The following is a 14,498-nucleotide window of genomic DNA, read 5'->3' on the forward strand; positions in this document are numbered from 1 at the left end:
CGAAGGGCCCCGGGTTCGTCCCGGGGCCCTTCGTCGTCTGTGCGCGCGTCTAGAGGAACTTGCGCGCCGCCCTCCTCAGGTCGTACTCGTGGACGATCGCCTTCGCGTGGCCGTACGCGAGGTCGTATTCGTGGCGTAGCCAGCTGACCTTCTCCTCGAAGCGGACGAGGGCCGGGCCTTCTTCTACGGTGCGGAGCCAGTCGGAGACTTCACGACCGGTGCAGTGGGGGATGCGGGCGAGCATGTTGCGGTGGGTCTCCTCGGAGAGGACGTGGGACATCGGCGCCTCCGGACGCAAAGGGGATGTAAGCCGGTCCTTCAGGTCACCGTGCCTGAGCGTTCGCCCGTTGGCAACAGTCGTGGTGCGACGCGTAGGTTTGTGGGGTGGTTGATACGACGCGTCTGACTCGAGCCGTGGATCACTTTGCCGACCGGTTGCGGGCGGCGCCGCAGTCCCGCTTGCAGAGGGGCGCCGCGGGGGAGGCTTTGGGGTTGGCCAGGGAGTTGGCTTCGTGGGCGCAGGTTCTGGAGACGCCGGGAGCCGAGCCTCGGGTGATGCCCGATGCCGGGATGTTCGCTGCGGCTGACCAAATCACCGTTGCCGTGCATGACTTGGCGGTGGTTCTTGAGAACGACGACCAGGTCTCTGACGCGGTGCGGCTGGTGGAGGAGGCGCAGAAGAGGGCGGGGGTCTGAGGTCCCGGGGCCCGCAAACGCCGCCAGGGGCGCGGGGCAGAACCACCGCCCCGGAACTACAGGCTCGCTATGACCCTGTCCGCCAGGATGTAGACGTTCTCCTCGCCGCACGCGAACGTCAGGGTGTACGCCCCTGACACTCCCGAACCGCCCAGCAGTACCGGCGTCTCGCCCGCGCGCAGGGCCGCTGCCAGGCGCTCCGCCGTCTCGCGGTGGCCCGGGGTCATGCACAGGGTGGTGCCGTCGGCGAAGACGTAGACGTCGAGGGTGCCCAGCGGGCCGGGGCGGACGTCGGTCAGCTCGGTGGCGGAGGCGGCCAGTTCCTCAAGGGTGGACACCGTACGCTCATGGTCGTTCACGGCAGGTGAGGAGACCGGGACGAAGTCCGGGTGGGAGGGGTGACGGCGGCGGGCCGCGGCCAGTTCGGGGGACTCGCCCGCGAACTCGTCCGCGTCCGCGGTCGGCTCGGTCACCGGCTCCAGATGCTCCAGACCCGCGAAATCGGCCTGGCGGGGCAGGAACAGCTCGCTGTCGGACAAGCCGAGCAGGGTGGGCGCGTCGGAGCCGTCACGGGCCTCCTGGGCGGCCCAGAAGGCGCGCGCCTCGGCCAGCTCCCGCTCGCGTTCCTCGGCGAGCGCCTCGGCCACCGCCGCGCGTATCTCATCGGCGTCGGCGGAGACGCGGGCCGGCGGGACCAGGCCGCGGGTCGCGGCGGCGTTGTTCTTCGCCAGCTCGGTGTGCAGGGCCGCGACCTGTCGGCGCAGCACCATGAGGGTGCGCAGGACGGCGACGCCCACGGCGCCGGTGGCGGCCGTGGTGAGCAGCAAGGCGATCGGCATGGCGCTCACTGACGTACTCCCGGTTCAAAGTCGACCCCCGACTTCCTACATCAGCTTGAAGGGCGGACTATCCAGCTGTCAGTGCGTAACGTCACGAAACGGGCAGGACTTTGGGCCTGGGGTTTGGTGGTGCAACGGCTCTGAGCTGCGTAAATCCCTCCGCGGAGGGAGATAGGTCACATCCTGAGGGAGATTGGATCACAAATCGGCCCAGAACCAAGGAGTTTCCCGGGTTCCGGGCCGAAGGCTCACGCTGGGTCCCGAGCCGACTACTCAGGGGCTTTGGCGGAGGGGTTCGGGTTTCAGCTCAGGCGCTCGATGACCATCGCCATGCCCTGGCCGCCGCCGACGCACATCGTCTCCAGGCCGAACTGCTTGTCGTGGTGCTGGAGGGAGTTGATCAGTGTGGTGGTGATGCGGGCACCGGTCATGCCGAAGGGGTGGCCGACGGCGATGGCGCCGCCGTTGACGTTCAGCTTGTCGATGTCGATGCCCAGCTCGCGGTAGGAGGGGATCACCTGGGCGGCGAACGCCTCGTTGATCTCGACCAGGTCGATGTCGTCGATGGTGAGGCCGGCCCGGCGCAGGGCCTGCTGGCTCGCCTCGACCGGGCCGAGACCCATGATCTCGGGGGAGAGGCCGGAGACGCCGGTCGACACGATGCGGGCGAGCGGGGTGAGGCCGAGCTCGCGGGCCTTGGTGTCCGACATGATGACGAGGGCCGCCGCGCCGTCGTTCAGGGGGCAGCAGTTGGCGGCGGTGACGAGGCCGTCGGGGCGGAAGACGGGCTTGAGGCCCTGGACGCCCTCCAGGGTGACGCCGGGGCGGGGGCCGTCGTCCTTGGAGACGACGGTGCCGTCGGGGAGGGTGACCGGGGTGATCTCGCGCTCCCAGAAGCCGTTCTTGATGGCTTCCTCGGCGAGGTTCTGCGAACGGACGCCGAACTCGTCCATGTCCTGGCGGGTGATGCCCTTCGACCGGGCGAGGTTCTCGGCGGTCTGGCCCATGGCGATGTACGCGTCCGGGACGAGGCCGTCCTCGCGCGGGTCGTGCCAGGTCGTGCCCTCCTGCTGGGCGACGGCGGCGGTGCGGGCCTCGGCCTCGGCGAAGAAGGGGTTGTGGGTGTCGGGGAGGCTGTCGGAGTTGCCCTTGGCGAAGCGGGAGACCGTCTCGACGCCGGCCGAGATGAAGACGTCGCCCTCGCCGGCCTTGATGGCGTGCAGTGCCATGCGCGAGGTCTGGAGGGAGGAGGAGCAGTACCGGGTGACGGTGCAGCCCGGGAGGTGGTCCATGCCCATCTGTACGGCGACGATGCGGCCGAGGTTGTTGCCCTGCTCGCCGCCGGGGAGGCCGCAGCCGAGCATCAGGTCGTCGATGTCGCGCGGGTCCAGCTCGGGGACCTTGGCCAGGGCCGCCTGGATGATCGTGGCGGTGAGGTCGTCCGGGCGCAGGTCTTTCAGGGAGCCCTTGAAGGCGCGGCCGATGGGGGAGCGGGCGGTCGAGACGATCACGGCTTCGGGCATCACGGCTCCAGTTGAAAGGTGCGGCGCGCAGCGCCACGTTGAGGGGTGGTGGTCGGGCGACGGGTGGGCATACCGGGGGGTCGGGCAGGGCTGTGTGGGAAGTTACCCGTACGTATGGGTCAGGTCACGGGCAGGGCGGTGTGACCCTTACCGCAATTTTCTAAGCGCTTGCTTTCCTCGCCCCCGCCGCCCCTACCCGTCCCATCCTTCTGGGGCTCCGCCCCAGACCCCGCTCCTCAAACGCCGGAGGGGCTGGATTCGCCAGGCATTCTCAGCCCGTCCGGCGTTTGAGGACGAGGCCCGCAGGGCCGACAGCGGTGGTCTGGGGGCGCAGCCCCCAGGGACGGGACGGGTAGGGGCGGCGGGGGCGAGGAAAGCCCCGTGGTCAGGGGGACGGGGTTACCGGGGTGCGGTCCGGTTCCGGGACGCGGCGGCGGCGTCGGCGCTTGAGGAGGGCCCAGGGGCCCTTCGGGCCGGTCGGCATCGCGGCCGTGACCTCCGTGCCCGCCTCCGACGCGGCCTCGGCCGCGGCCCGGGCCACCGGGAGGAAGCCCTCGCGGCGGGTGACGTCGGGGCGCTCCTCCTCCGCCGGCCACAGGCCCAGCGCCGCGCAGACCGTCGGCAGGACCGCCATCGCCGCCGTGGCGTAACCCTCCGCCGAGGGGTGGTAGTTGTCGGGGCCGAAAAGCTCGCGCGGGTTGGCCGCGAACTCCGGGCCCAGCAGGTCGCCCAGCGACACCGTGCGGCCGCCCTGTTCGACGGCGCCGATCGTCTGGGCGGCCGCCAGCTGGCGTGAGGCGCGGCGGGCCAGCCACCGGAGCGGTTGCTGGACCGGTTCGATCGTGCCCAGGTCGGGGCAGGTCCCGACCACCACCTCCGCACCGGCCGTGCGCAGCCGTCGTACGGCCGCGGACAGGTGACGGACCGAGCGCGTCGCCGGCATGCGGTTCGTGACGTCGTTCGCGCCGATCATGATCACGCAGACGTCGGGTGCCAGGGCGGGGTCCGCGAGGACCAGGGCCACCTGGCGGTCCAGGTCGTCCGAGCGGGCGCCCGGCAGGGCCACGTTGCGGAACTCCACCTGCCGTTCCGCCACCGCCGCCAGCCCCGACGCCAGCAGTGCGCCGGGCGTCTGCCCCGCACGGTGCACGCCCTGGCCCGCGGCCGTCGAGTCACCCAGCAGCGTCAGGCGCAGCGGCGGTTCGCCGGGGGTGGCGTACAACCGGCCGTACCGGCCGTCGGCGTTCGGGACGTGGTTGTTCGTGCCGTTGCCGACATGGCGCCGGGCCAGGCGCACCTCGGCGAGGAGCAGACCGACGGCCGCCGCCCCGGCCAGGCCGATCCCGCCGCCGCCGTAGGCGGCGCCCGCCGCGATCCGCCGGGCCACCCTCGCCCTCGACATGCTCGTCATGCGTCGCCGTCACCTCCTCATAGCCGTACATCCACTGCTTGCCCCGCACGGACCGTGGCCCAATCCCAACGAGGAGTGAACGACCGTCATGGGCCCTGTGCAGGCCATAGGCTGGCGGAACCACTAAGACCACTTCTTTTGCAGCATCCGGAGACAACGGTGCATTTCCACGACTCGATGATCAGCCTCGTCGGCAACACCCCGCTGGTGAGGCTCAACAACGTGACCAAGGGCATCCGGGCGACCGTCCTGGCCAAGGTGGAGTACTTCAACCCGGGCGGCTCCGTGAAGGACCGCATCGCCCTGCGCATGATCGAGGCCGCGGAGGAGAGCGGCGCGCTCAAGCCCGGCGGGACCATTGTGGAGCCGACCAGCGGTAACACCGGTGTCGGCCTCGCCATCGTGGCCCAGCAGAAGGGGTACAAGTGCATCTTCGTGTGCCCCGACAAGGTCAGCACCGACAAGATCAACGTGCTGCGGGCCTACGGGGCCGAGGTCGTCGTCTGCCCGACCGCCGTCGATCCCGAGCACCCGGACTCCTACTACAACGTCTCCGACCGGCTGGTCCGGGAGACCCCGGGTGCGTGGAAGCCCGACCAGTACTCCAACCCCAACAACCCGCTCTCCCACTACCACTCCACCGGTCCCGAGCTGTGGGAGCAGACGGAGGGGAAGATCACCCACTTCGTGGCGGGCGTGGGGACCGGCGGGACCATCTCCGGTACCGGCCGCTACCTGAAGGACGCCAGCGACGGCAAGGTCCAGGTCGTCGGCGCCGACCCCGAGGGCTCCGTGTACTCCGGCGGGTCGGGTCGGCCGTATCTCGTCGAGGGCGTCGGTGAGGACTTCTGGCCGACCGCCTACGACCGGACCATCGCGGACGAGATCGTCGCCGTGTCCGACAAGGACTCCTTCCAGATGACCCGCCGCCTCGCCAAGGAGGAGGGACTGCTGGTCGGCGGCTCCTGCGGCATGGCCGTCGTGGCCGCGCTGGAGGTCGCCGAGCGGCTCGGTCCGGACGACGTCGTCGTCGTACTGCTGCCCGACAGCGGGCGCGGCTACCTCAGCAAGATCTTCAACGACGAGTGGATGGCCGACTACGGCTTCCTGGAGGACGAGGGCCCCAACGCGCGCGTCGGCGACGTCCTCAACGACAAGGAGCACGGCGCCATCCCCTCCCTCGTCCACATGCACCCGGACGAGACGGTCGGTCAGGCCATCGAGGTGCTGCGCGAGTACGGCGTCTCGCAGATGCCGATCGTGAAGCCGGGCGCCGGCCATCCGGACGTCATGGCGGCGGAGGTCGTCGGCTCCGTCGTCGAACGGGAGCTGCTCGACGCGCTGTTCACCAAGCGGGCCTCGCTCGACGACCCGCTGGAGAAGCACATGTCGGCCCCGCTGCCTCAGGTCGGCTCTGGTGAGCCGGTCGGCGACCTGATGTCCGTGCTGGGCACGGCGGACGCGGCGATCGTCCTCGTCGAGGGCAAGCCGACCGGTGTGGTCAGCCGGCAGGACCTGCTGGCCTTCCTCGCCAAGGGCGGGAAGTAGCGGCAAAGCTGCGGTGAACGGGGCGTGTCCGCGGCGAACTTGCGGTGACCGGGGCCGTTCTGAGCGTCGCGGAACTGGTACGCGCGCGTCACGTTCACGCAGCACCCGCTTAACACGGGTCCGGCACATTAGTGGGTGTCGGCAGGGCGGGAGCGGCTCCCCGCCCAGGCCGACAGCGAACGGCGCCAAGGACCTCCGGAGCGGCTCCCGGACCTCCATGGACGCCTAGGACGCGTAAGCCCGGTCCTGACCCGGCCCGCGTCCCTCGCGGGGACCGCCGTCGTCCCGCCCCCCGGCAACGGGGGTGCGGCGGTCCCCGCGCATATCTTTTCCGGTCTTTTCCGGCCGACGGCTGGCCGAGGTCCTGGCCGGCACCTCCCCCGCGGCTTCCGCAGCCTCAACTCCTGGCGGGCACCTGCCTCTCGGCCCCGTCAGGGCCGCCGCCTCAGTGCCTCCGTCAGTCCTGCCACTTGTCGTCGTCCTTGGCAGACTTGCGGCGCCATCCCCGGAAGAGGCCGGGGTTGGTGCGGGCCGCCTGGACGACGTTCACCCCGACGATGCCGATCCAGGTGACCAGCAGACCGGAGAGGCCGGCGACGCCGCCGCCGATGCCGGACAGCGGGATCGCCACGACCAGCGTGACGATGCCGAAGCCGAAGCGGTCGCCGAAGGAGTCCGTCGGCTTCGGCGACCGCGCGCCCCGGGCCGCCACCATCTGCTGCTCGGCCAGCTGCCGCCGCAGCCGGCGCTCGACCGCCCCGTCGATGCGCTGGTCGACCTTCTCCATGAACGAGTCGACCAGCGCGGACTCGTACTCGTCGCCCAGCTCCCTGCGGGCCTGCAAGGTGGCGTTGAGTTCCTTCTTGAGTTCGGTGTCCCGCGCGTCCATTCCGGTCATGCGATCCACGGTAAGGAAGCGGGGCGACCGCCGCACTGGGGTTAGCCCCCCTGTTCGGCTGGGGGTACACGGCAGACGGCGTCACTTCACCAGCCCGTGCTCCTGCGCGTACGCGCTCGCCACGTCCTCCGGGCCCTTCTTGTCCTTGTCGACCTGTCGGTCGAGCTCGGGTCAGCTGGGCGGTGGTCAGCGTGTTGCCGAGGCGGGCGGGGGCCTTGCGGACCGTGGAGTCGGCCTTGCGGTCGGCGATGAGGGGGACGACGTGCCGGCCGGGGACGAGGTTCCTGGGGTCCGACAACACCACCCAGTCGTTGGCCTGGATGACGTACCCGATGGAGCGGCGCAGCTCGGCTCCACCATCCGGTTGATCATCCGCAGGGTGGTCGTCTTGCCGCAACCGGAGGATCCGACCAGGACGGTCACGCCGCCCTCCGGCATGTCCAGGGAGAGATCGTGGACTGCTGTCGTGCCGTTGGGGAAGCGCTTGTGGGCCGTGTCGGACTGGATCATGAGATTCCCTTGCCCGGCTGTATAACCTCATGCAGAGTTCTTGTTAGCTGAATAGGCTGTCAACGGGTTGGTGTAAATCCGAAGTAACGGATGACCGAAGTGCAAGATCGCATGTCCGGGTTGAGGAGAGTTTGGGCTTGATGTCGTCTCGGATCGTGGACACGTCGGGTGTCGCGTCCTCTGGACACGGCGGCGGGCGCACCGGCCTGGTCGTCCTCGACGGGATCGGGCTCGGCGTCGAGGACGTCGTACGCCTCGCCGTGGGAACCGCGCGGCCGATCCCCGCGACCGACGCCATGAAGCGCGCCGAGGAGTCCTGGGACGCCGCCCGTCTCATCGCCGCGACCGGCCGCGTCTACGGCCGCTCCACCGGCGTGGGCGCCAACCGGAACGAGGGCGTGCCCACCGACGCCGCCGCCGAACACGGTCTGCGCCTGCTGCGCAGCCACGCGGGAGCCATCGGCGCGGAACTGCCCGCCCGGCAGGTCCGGGCCATGCTCGCCGTACGGGCCAATCAGCTGCTCGCGGGAGGGGCCGGCCTGCGGCCCACCGTCATCACGGCGATGTGCGAGGCGCTGGAGAGCGGCGCCCACCCGGTCGTGAACGAGTTCGGCTCGGTCGGCACCGGTGACCTCGCGGCGCTCGCGCAGACCGGCCTCGCGCTCGCCGGGGAACATCCCTGGCGCGGCTCCGGCGCCCCCGAGGCGCAGCCGCTCGACAACAACGACGCCCTCGCCTTCATCAGCAGCAACGCCCTCACCCTCGGCCAGGCGGCCCTGGCCCTGCACGAACTGCGCGGCCTCGTCGCCGCCACCCAGGTCGTCGCCGCCCTCTCCCTGCTCGCCGTCGACGGCTCCCACGAGGCGTACGCCGCCCCCGTGCACACCGCCCGACCGCACCGGGGCAGCACCGAGGTCGCCCGCCGGATGCGGGAGCTGATCGGCGCCGAGGACCGGCCGACCCCGCCGCTCGGCCGGATCCAGGACCCGTACGGCTTCCGCTGTCTGCCCCAGATCCACGGCCCGGCGCACGACGCGGCCGACGCCCTGGAGGAGGTACTGGCGGTGGAGATCAACGCCGCCGCCGAGAACCCCCTCATCTCCCCCGAGGACATGGCCGCCTACCATCACGGCGGCTTCTACCAGGCCCAACTCGCCCTCGCCCTGGACCACTTCCGGCTGGCGCTGACCCAGGTGGCCCGGCTGTCGACCTCCCGCCTGTCCACCCTGAACGAGCCCGCCTACACCCGTCTGAAGCCCTTCCTCGCCGACCCCGAGCCCGCCTCGTCCGGCGTGATGATCCTGGAGTACGCCGCCGGGGCCGCCCTCGGTGATCTGCGGGCCTTCTCCGCCCCCGCCTCGCTCGGCCACGCTGTACTCTCCCGGGGCGTGGAGGAGCAGGCCAGCTTCGCCTCGCTCGCCGCACGGCAGACACTGCGCGCGTGCGGCGCGTACCGTCTGGTCGTCGGCTGTGAACTCGTCGCCGCCGTACGGGCGTTGCGCCTGCGCGACCTCCGGCCCGACCCGGAGCTCCCGGTGGGCCGGGCGCTGGCGCTGGCCGAGTCGGTGCTCGACGACGACCTGGCCGACCGCCCGCTCACCGATGATGTGACGGCGGCGGCAGCACTGCTGGACCGGTTCACGGACATCTGGAGGGGGAGCGCGGCATGAGCGCGGACAGGAACACGAGCGGGGCGGCGCACGGAACGGACAGCCCCGCCGCGCGGCTCCAGGCGCTCTTCGAGGGGCACCGGCTCACCCCGACCCAGCGCCGCATCGCGCACAGTATGGTGCGGCGGGCCGCCGACGTGCCCTTCCTGTCCAGCGTGGAGCTGGCCGAACTGGCCGGGGTCAGCCAGCCGTCCGTGACCCGCTTCGCCGTCGCCCTCGGCTTCGACGGCTACCCGGCGCTGCGCAGGTACCTGCGTGAGGTCGCACCCGTGGAGCAGGCGGCCGACGCCGGCTCGTACAACGAGTACCAACAGGCCGTCGAGGCCGAGATCGAGAACCTCCGGCACCTGGCCGAGGTGCTCGCCGACCCGCGCCCGGTGCAGAAGGCCGGCCGTGTGCTGTCGGCCTCCCGCCCACTGCCGGTGCTGGGACTGCGCGCCGCCGCCTCCCAGGCGTACGGCTTCGCCTACTTCGCCGCCAAGGTCCACCCGGACGTACGGCTGCTCCACGAGGGCGGCACGATGATCCACGACCGTATCGACGCCGCCGTACGGGCCGGTGCGACGGCCCTGCTCTGCTTCGCGCTGCCCCGGCATCCGCGCGAGGTCGTGGACACCCTGGCGTACGCCAAGGAGGCCGGGCTGACGGTGGTGACCGTGGCCGACTCCGCCTTCGCGCCGGTCGCCAAGGTCTCCGACCTGCTGCTGCCGGCCGCCGTCGGCACGGGCCTCGCCTTCGACACCGCCTGCGCGCCGATGCTGCTGGGCCGGGTCCTGCTGGAGGCGATGTGCGACGACCTGCCGGACGCGCAGGCGCGGCTGGAGGAGTTCGACGCCCGGGCGGCGGCTCGGGGGTTGTTCGTCGAATGAGTTCTCCCAGGCGGGTGACTTCTTAAGGCTCGTCTCACGTTCGATGGCTAGCGTGCGCGCACAGCATCTGGACAGACGTGAGACGGGAGGCGGGACGTGGCACGCGGAGGTGGGCAGGGGCTGGCTCGGGTGGCCGTCGTCGTACGGGCCGGGGCAGCGCCGTTGTGGTGGCTCGGGGTGTTCGCGGCGGGCATCGGGGTGCTGGCGCCGGGGCTGACGGGACGCCGGATCGGGGTACTGGCCGGGGCGGCCCTCTTCATCGTCACGACGGCTGTGGTCGCGTACGTCGGCCGCAGGCGGTACACCGACCTGAGCCGTTCGGCCGCCCGCGCCGGCAAGCACGACGTGCTCCAGGACCGTGCGGTCGCCGTCCGCAACTGGCGCCGGGGTCACCGCTGGTGGCTGCTGCTCGCCTTCCTCGCCGCGCTGGGCAGCGCGTTCGCCGTGCCCGCGGCGGGCGGGATGCTGCTGGCGGGGTGCGGGACGGGGCTGCGGCTCAAGGCGGCGTGGCTCGGACGGTGGGAGCGGGCCGAGAAGGCCCTGCTGTGGGTACGGGTCGACTGGCTCGACGGACGGGGCGGGCGGCCCGCGGGCAAGGCGGTCAAGGCATATCGCAGTACGGGCATCGCCGCGGGCGACGCGGCCCCGGGCGGGACCCGCCGCCGCACCGCGGCGCTGGTGTAGCTCAGCCTCTGCACCGGGGCCCTGACAGCCGTGCCCTTGCGGCCGGCGTGGATCAGACCTCCAGGTCCTCCTCGATCTTCTTCAACTGGTGCCTGGCCATGGCCAGGTTGGCGCGCTTGGCGTCGAGGACCAGGTACAGGAAGAGGCCGTTGCCGCCACGCCCGGTGATCAGCCGGATCAGGTGGTACTGGTCGGTGAGGGTGATCAGGATGTCCTCGATGCCGCCCTTGAGGCCGAGGTGCTCCATCGTGCGCATCTTGGCGCGGACGACGTCGGTGTTGCCGGCGGCGGCGACATTGAGGTCGAAGGTCTTGCTGCCGCCCAGCGTGCCCAGGGCCATCCCGCTGGTGTAGTCGACGAGTGCGACCCCGGTCGCCCCCTCGATCGAGGCGAGGCATTCCTTCAGGGTGGTCTCGGTGTTGGCCATGACGTGTGTTCCTCTCAACTCTCGGTAGTGGTGCGCGTGTCGGCGGTGGTGGTGCGTGCGGAACGCGCGGTTCTGGTGCGGGTGGGCATGGGTTTGGCGGGCTCCTTGGAGGAGCTCTTGGCGGGGCTTTTGGCGGGGCTCCTCCTGGGAGGGGGCGCCGCCTTCGCGTCGACGAGTTCGCCGATGCGGGCACCGGCGCGGCGGCCCTCCAGATGCAGCCGGCCGACATTGGCGCCGTCCTTGGCGAGCAGCGTCAGTACGGCGGTGCGTCCGGCCGCGTACGTGGCGACATAGCCGTCGGCGCCTCGCACGAGCAGTTCGCGGAAGTCGCCCCGGCCGGTCGCGTCCGCCACCCGCACCGCGACGCCGAGTGCGGCGGCGGTGAGCGCGGCGAGGCCGTCCGGCTCGACGCCGGGGGTGTCGTGGGCGAGGACGAGGCCGTCCACGCCGGCCGCGAGTGCTCCGGTCAGCTGGGGTACGCGGGCTCTGAGCCGGCGGAACTCGTCGAGTATCGGGGCCTCGGCCGCCATCAGGATTCTCCTCTCGGCGCGGGACCGCTGCGGCGGGCGAGGCACCCCGTCCGGCTCACGGTCCTCGAACGGTTTGCGGTCAAAGGGCCTCCAGCGCATCCCTGACCCTCTTCAGCAGCGCGACATAGGGATCGGCCGCCTCGGGCGGAACGTCCAGGACGGGCGGCGGTGGCTGCGGGGACACCAGCCCCGCCGCGGCCAGCCGCCGTAGGTGCACCAGCGTGTGGAACGTCGGCCTGCCCAGCTCCCGCGCGATGTCCGCGGCCCGCCGCACGCCGTCCACCTGTTCCAGTACGGCGGCCTGCCGGGGCGGCACCGCGGGCGCCGCGACCGGGGCGGCGCGGATCAGGGGCGCGCCGTCCGTCGCCGGGTCGGGCCAGATGCGGCGCAGCAGCGCGCGGCGGCGCAGCGTCTCGCGCTCCAGGGCGGCGACCGGCACGGGATGCACGGAGGCGAGCCAGTGCGCGGTGCCGTAGCGGAAGCGGCCCGGCGTGCTGCTGGGGGCGAGGGCGAAGTACGCGGCGTCGTACAGGGCGCTCGCCTGCGCCAGCTCCAGCGCGCCCGGCGTGACACCGTGCCGCAGGAGCCGCCCTCCGTCGCCGCTGTCCTCGGCGTCCCGCCAGTCCTCGGCGGCGAGGGTGCCGTGGGCGGTGAGGAACTCGTCGAGGCCGGGGGCGAGCGGGCTCTCGGCGTGCACCACCCGGCCCTCGGCGAGATGGAGCGTGCCGTGCTCGCGGTCCAGGACACCGGTGGCCCGCTCCTCCGCGAGCCGGGTCAGCATGGGCGAGACACCGGCCCCCGCCCGCTGGTGTGCCGTCGCCCGGTCCCGGACCGGCAGACGCGGCGGAGGGCTGTCGACCACGGTCATCCCAGCACCAGCCGTTCGGCCATCTCGCCGAGCCGGATACGGGCCAGCGCGAGATTGCCGTCCGCGCGGGCCAGCCACAGGTACAGGAACACGCTGCTGTCGAAGGACGTCGGCACGAACCGCAGCACGTGGTAGCTGTCCCGGTTGCTGAGGATCACGTCCTCGACGGGCGGATCCCCGGTGTCCGTGCCGTCCGTGGGCCCGAACGCGTGCTGCTCGGCGGCCAGCCGCGCCAGCTCGGCCGCCTCGGCCGCCGCCGTCTCGTGGTCGCCGCCCGGAGGGTCGCCCACCGTGCCCAGGGCCAGTCCGCTCGTCCAGTCGACCAGCGCGGCGCCACGCGCACCGGGCAGCCGCATCGTCTCCAGCAAGCACTCGTCGATTCCGGGCACCGTCGCTTCCCTCCCGCCTCGGGGTCCGGCTGAGTGACGGCCAAACTACGCAACGTGTGTGCGGCGAGTGAGCGTTCGGGCATTTTCCAGTGGAACATGCGCCGAGTGACTAGGGTGGGTCAACTGACCCTGTTTTCAAGTGACTTGATCGCGTATGGCCTAGTGCTCCGTGCCGGCCTGCGTCAACGGCGCTTCGGTGCGGACAGGGTGGTGAGCGAGGCCGTGTGTGCCCCTCCCGATTCGGCCACGATCTCGTCGAGCGACTGCGCCTCGCGGACCGTCGCGAAGGCGATGCCCCCGGCCCCGTCCGGCGCGAAGCCGTGGATGCCGGGCCGGGCAAGGGAGTTGTACGCGTAGTGGTGCGCGAAGTAGTACGCCCCGGTGTCCAGTGCCGCCGCGTAGTCCCCCTGCTCCAGCAACGGCAGCGCGGCCCCCTCGGCCAGCAGGTCACCCGAGAAGCAGGCCGGTCCCGCCACGTCCTGCACCACGGCCGGCCCTTCCTTCGGGCGCGCCTTGCCGTCGTACGCGGCGATCCGCAGCGGCCAGCTCCCCGGCGCGTACACCGTCCGGGTGGCGACCTGCACGCCCGCGTGCGTGACCGCCACCGGGCGCCCGCCCGCGCTCTTGGCGTACTCGACCCGCGCCACCACCGTCCCGTGCTTGGCGAGCAGCGACCGGCCGAACTCGGTGACCAGCCCATAGCGCCCGTCGAACAGCCCCGGCACCGCCTCGCTCAGCAGTCGCGCGTACTGCGCGTACGTCGGCGTGGTCGCATCCGACGCGAAGTTCACCGGCAGCCCGCCGCCGATGTCGAGCGTGGTGATCTGCCGTCGGCCGATCCGCCGGTTGATCTCCTCCGCGAGCGCGTACGCCTCCGCGACACCCTGCGCCATCAGGGACAGCGGGATGCCCTGCGAGCCGGTGTGCGCATGCAGCCGGGTCAGCCACGGGCGGTCCTGGTACGCCCGTACGACCCACTCCCGCGCCCCCTCGTCGCGCAGCGCCACCCCGAACTTCGACGTCGCCGTGGCCGTGGACGTCGCCTCGATGGAACCCCCGCCGACCTGCGGATTCACCCGTATCCCGAGGGGAGAGCGGCTGGCGGCGGACTTCATCAGGCCGTCGATACGGTCCAGCTCCTGCGGGTTGTCCGCGTTGACCGCGATGTCCAGCGCCAGCGCCTCCCGCAGCTCGGCCGGCGTCTTGGCGGGCGAGTCCAGCACCGTCATCTCCGGGTGCAACCCCGCCGCCCGCGCCAACGCCAGCTCACCCGGGCTGGCCACCTCGGCGCCGATGCCCTCCTCACGCAGCAGCCGCAGCACCGGCACCAGCGGGGTCGCCTTCACCGCGAAGGCGTGCAGCACGGGCGTGCCCGGCGCCACCACCGCGTCGAACGCCGCTCGCAGCGCCGCCGCCGACTCCCGGATCCCGGTGACGTCGAGCAGGCCGACGATGGGGGAGCCGGGCCCGAGCAGCCCCTGCTCCACGGCCGCCCGCACCGCGTCGTCCCGCCGGGCCACCCGGTCGGCGTCATACGCCGGCATCCCGAATCCGTCGCCCACCGCGATGTCCGCTCGGCTGTCCGCTTCGTTGTCCACCGCATCCCCCGTCATGTCGTTCGTCATGTCGTTCTCCG

General features: G+C 71.9%; 15 protein-coding genes and 2 pseudogenes. 5 read left to right on the forward strand and 12 right to left on the reverse strand.

Annotated features, from left to right (window positions below; all coding sequences use genetic code 11):
• Nucleotides 1-49 precede the first annotated feature (49 nt).
• Nucleotides 50-280, reverse strand: a complete 231-nt coding sequence (locus ADK36_RS18830) for a DUF4287 domain-containing protein (protein WP_030049879.1) — start codon at nt 278-280, stop codon at nt 50-52.
• Nucleotides 281-384: 104 nt separating this feature from the next.
• Here ADK36_RS18830 and ADK36_RS18835 point away from each other — a divergent pair, with 104 nt between their 5' ends.
• On the forward strand, nt 385-696 hold the full coding sequence (locus ADK36_RS18835) for a hypothetical protein (RefSeq protein WP_078916366.1): 312 nt from the start codon (nt 385-387) through the stop codon (nt 694-696).
• A gap of 56 nt (nt 697-752) precedes the next feature.
• Here ADK36_RS18835 and ADK36_RS18840 read toward each other — a convergent pair whose 3' ends face one another.
• From ADK36_RS18840 to ADK36_RS18850, 3 genes are all read right to left on the reverse strand, one after another.
• Nucleotides 753-1,535: a hypothetical protein gene (locus ADK36_RS18840; protein ID WP_199830209.1), complete on the reverse strand. Its 783-nt coding sequence runs from the start codon at nt 1,533-1,535 to the stop codon at nt 753-755.
• A gap of 302 nt (nt 1,536-1,837) precedes the next feature.
• Nucleotides 1,838-3,058: an acetyl-CoA C-acetyltransferase gene (locus ADK36_RS18845; protein ID WP_048583143.1), complete on the reverse strand. Its 1,221-nt coding sequence runs from the start codon at nt 3,056-3,058 to the stop codon at nt 1,838-1,840.
• Nucleotides 3,059-3,443: 385 nt separating this feature from the next.
• Nucleotides 3,444-4,469: an SGNH/GDSL hydrolase family protein gene (locus ADK36_RS18850; protein WP_048583144.1), complete on the reverse strand. Its 1,026-nt coding sequence runs from the start codon at nt 4,467-4,469 to the stop codon at nt 3,444-3,446.
• A gap of 159 nt (nt 4,470-4,628) precedes the next feature.
• Between ADK36_RS18850 and ADK36_RS18855 the strand changes: the two genes are divergently transcribed.
• Nucleotides 4,629-6,017, forward strand: coding sequence for a cystathionine beta-synthase (locus tag ADK36_RS18855; protein ID WP_048583145.1), 1,389 nt, complete (start codon nt 4,629-4,631; stop codon nt 6,015-6,017).
• Nucleotides 6,018-6,474: 457 nt separating this feature from the next.
• On the opposite strand, the gene ADK36_RS18860 is transcribed toward ADK36_RS18855, so the two are convergent.
• The 3 genes and pseudogenes from ADK36_RS18860 to ADK36_RS49550 all read right to left on the reverse strand — a co-directional run.
• On the reverse strand, nt 6,475-6,915 hold the full coding sequence (locus ADK36_RS18860) for a hypothetical protein (protein ID WP_078916367.1): 441 nt from the start codon (nt 6,913-6,915) through the stop codon (nt 6,475-6,477).
• A gap of 81 nt (nt 6,916-6,996) precedes the next feature.
• Nucleotides 6,997-7,237 (reverse strand): annotated as a pseudogene (locus ADK36_RS46360) (glycine betaine ABC transporter substrate-binding protein); the annotation flags it as partial.
• A 74-nt stretch (nt 7,238-7,311) separates the two neighbouring features.
• Nucleotides 7,312-7,425: pseudogene (locus ADK36_RS49550) on the reverse strand (ABC transporter ATP-binding protein); the annotation flags it as partial.
• 140 nt (nt 7,426-7,565) lie between these two features.
• Between ADK36_RS49550 and ADK36_RS18870 the strand changes: the two are divergent.
• The 3 genes from ADK36_RS18870 to ADK36_RS18880 all read left to right on the forward strand — a co-directional run bounded on the left by ADK36_RS18870 (nt 7,566) and on the right by ADK36_RS18880 (nt 10,648).
• Nucleotides 7,566-9,095 (forward strand): aromatic amino acid ammonia-lyase, encoded by a 1,530-nt coding sequence (locus tag ADK36_RS18870; RefSeq protein ID WP_063784516.1) that lies wholly within the window; start codon nt 7,566-7,568, stop codon nt 9,093-9,095.
• A complete protein-coding gene (locus ADK36_RS18875; protein WP_048583148.1) occupies nt 9,092-9,964 on the forward strand; it encodes a MurR/RpiR family transcriptional regulator in 873 nt (290 codons plus the stop codon). The genes ADK36_RS18870 and ADK36_RS18875 overlap by 4 nt, the downstream gene beginning before the upstream one ends.
• A 96-nt stretch (nt 9,965-10,060) precedes the next feature.
• Nucleotides 10,061-10,648 (forward strand): hypothetical protein, encoded by a 588-nt coding sequence (locus ADK36_RS18880; protein WP_107083775.1) that lies wholly within the window; start codon nt 10,061-10,063, stop codon nt 10,646-10,648.
• Nucleotides 10,649-10,700: 52 nt separating this feature from the next.
• Here ADK36_RS18880 and ADK36_RS18885 read toward each other — a convergent pair whose 3' ends face one another.
• The 5 genes from ADK36_RS18885 to ADK36_RS18905 form a co-directional block, all read right to left on the reverse strand.
• Nucleotides 10,701-11,075, reverse strand: a complete 375-nt coding sequence (locus ADK36_RS18885) for a hypothetical protein (RefSeq protein ID WP_048583150.1) — start codon at nt 11,073-11,075, stop codon at nt 10,701-10,703.
• Nucleotides 11,076-11,089: 14 nt separating this feature from the next.
• Nucleotides 11,090-11,605: a roadblock/LC7 domain-containing protein gene (locus ADK36_RS18890; RefSeq protein WP_053198343.1), complete on the reverse strand. Its 516-nt coding sequence runs from the start codon at nt 11,603-11,605 to the stop codon at nt 11,090-11,092.
• A 79-nt stretch (nt 11,606-11,684) separates the two neighbouring features.
• Nucleotides 11,685-12,473 carry a hypothetical protein gene (locus ADK36_RS18895; protein WP_053198346.1) on the reverse strand — a complete coding sequence of 263 codons (789 nt, stop codon included), beginning with the start codon at nt 12,471-12,473 and terminating at the stop codon, nt 11,685-11,687.
• Nucleotides 12,470-12,862, reverse strand: coding sequence for a hypothetical protein (locus ADK36_RS18900; protein WP_048583153.1), 393 nt, complete (start codon nt 12,860-12,862; stop codon nt 12,470-12,472). Before ADK36_RS18900 ends, ADK36_RS18895 begins: the two co-directional genes overlap by 4 nt.
• Before the next feature lie 182 nt (nt 12,863-13,044).
• The gene (locus ADK36_RS18905) at nt 13,045-14,406 is read right to left on the reverse strand and encodes a diaminopimelate decarboxylase (protein WP_053198364.1); all 1,362 of its coding nucleotides are present in this window, start codon (nt 14,404-14,406) and stop codon (nt 13,045-13,047) included.
• Nucleotides 14,407-14,498: the final 92 nt, after the last annotated feature.

Source organism: Streptomyces viridochromogenes (genome assembly GCF_001270495.1).
Classification (GTDB): Bacteria; Actinomycetota; Actinomycetes; order Streptomycetales; family Streptomycetaceae; genus Streptomyces; species Streptomyces viridochromogenes_A.

Bases quoted from the DNA above. Each gene is read 5' to 3' on its own strand.
- ADK36_RS18905 (WP_053198364.1), bottom strand. From the start codon at position 14,406: ATGCCGGCGTATGACGCCGACCGGGTGGCCCGGCGGGACGACGCGGTG.
- ADK36_RS18840 (WP_199830209.1), bottom strand. From the start codon at position 1,535: ATGCCGATCGCCTTGCTGCTCACCACGGCCGCCACCGGCGCCGTGGGC.
- ADK36_RS18895 (WP_053198346.1), bottom strand. From the start codon at position 12,473: ATGACCGTGGTCGACAGCCCTCCGCCGCGTCTGCCGGTCCGGGACCGG.
- ADK36_RS18850 (WP_048583144.1), bottom strand. From the start codon at position 4,469: ATGACGAGCATGTCGAGGGCGAGGGTGGCCCGGCGGATCGCGGCGGGC.
- ADK36_RS18830 (WP_030049879.1), bottom strand. From the start codon at position 280: ATGTCCCACGTCCTCTCCGAGGAGACCCACCGCAACATGCTCGCCCGC.
- ADK36_RS18845 (WP_048583143.1), bottom strand. From the start codon at position 3,058: ATGCCCGAAGCCGTGATCGTCTCGACCGCCCGCTCCCCCATCGGCCGC.
- ADK36_RS18885 (WP_048583150.1), bottom strand. From the start codon at position 11,075: ATGGCCAACACCGAGACCACCCTGAAGGAATGCCTCGCCTCGATCGAG.
- ADK36_RS18860 (WP_078916367.1), bottom strand. From the start codon at position 6,915: ATGACCGGAATGGACGCGCGGGACACCGAACTCAAGAAGGAACTCAAC.
- ADK36_RS18890 (WP_053198343.1), bottom strand. From the start codon at position 11,605: ATGGCGGCCGAGGCCCCGATACTCGACGAGTTCCGCCGGCTCAGAGCC.
- ADK36_RS18875 (WP_048583148.1), top strand. From the start codon at position 9,092: ATGAGCGCGGACAGGAACACGAGCGGGGCGGCGCACGGAACGGACAGC.
- ADK36_RS18870 (WP_063784516.1), top strand. From the start codon at position 7,566: ATGTCGTCTCGGATCGTGGACACGTCGGGTGTCGCGTCCTCTGGACAC.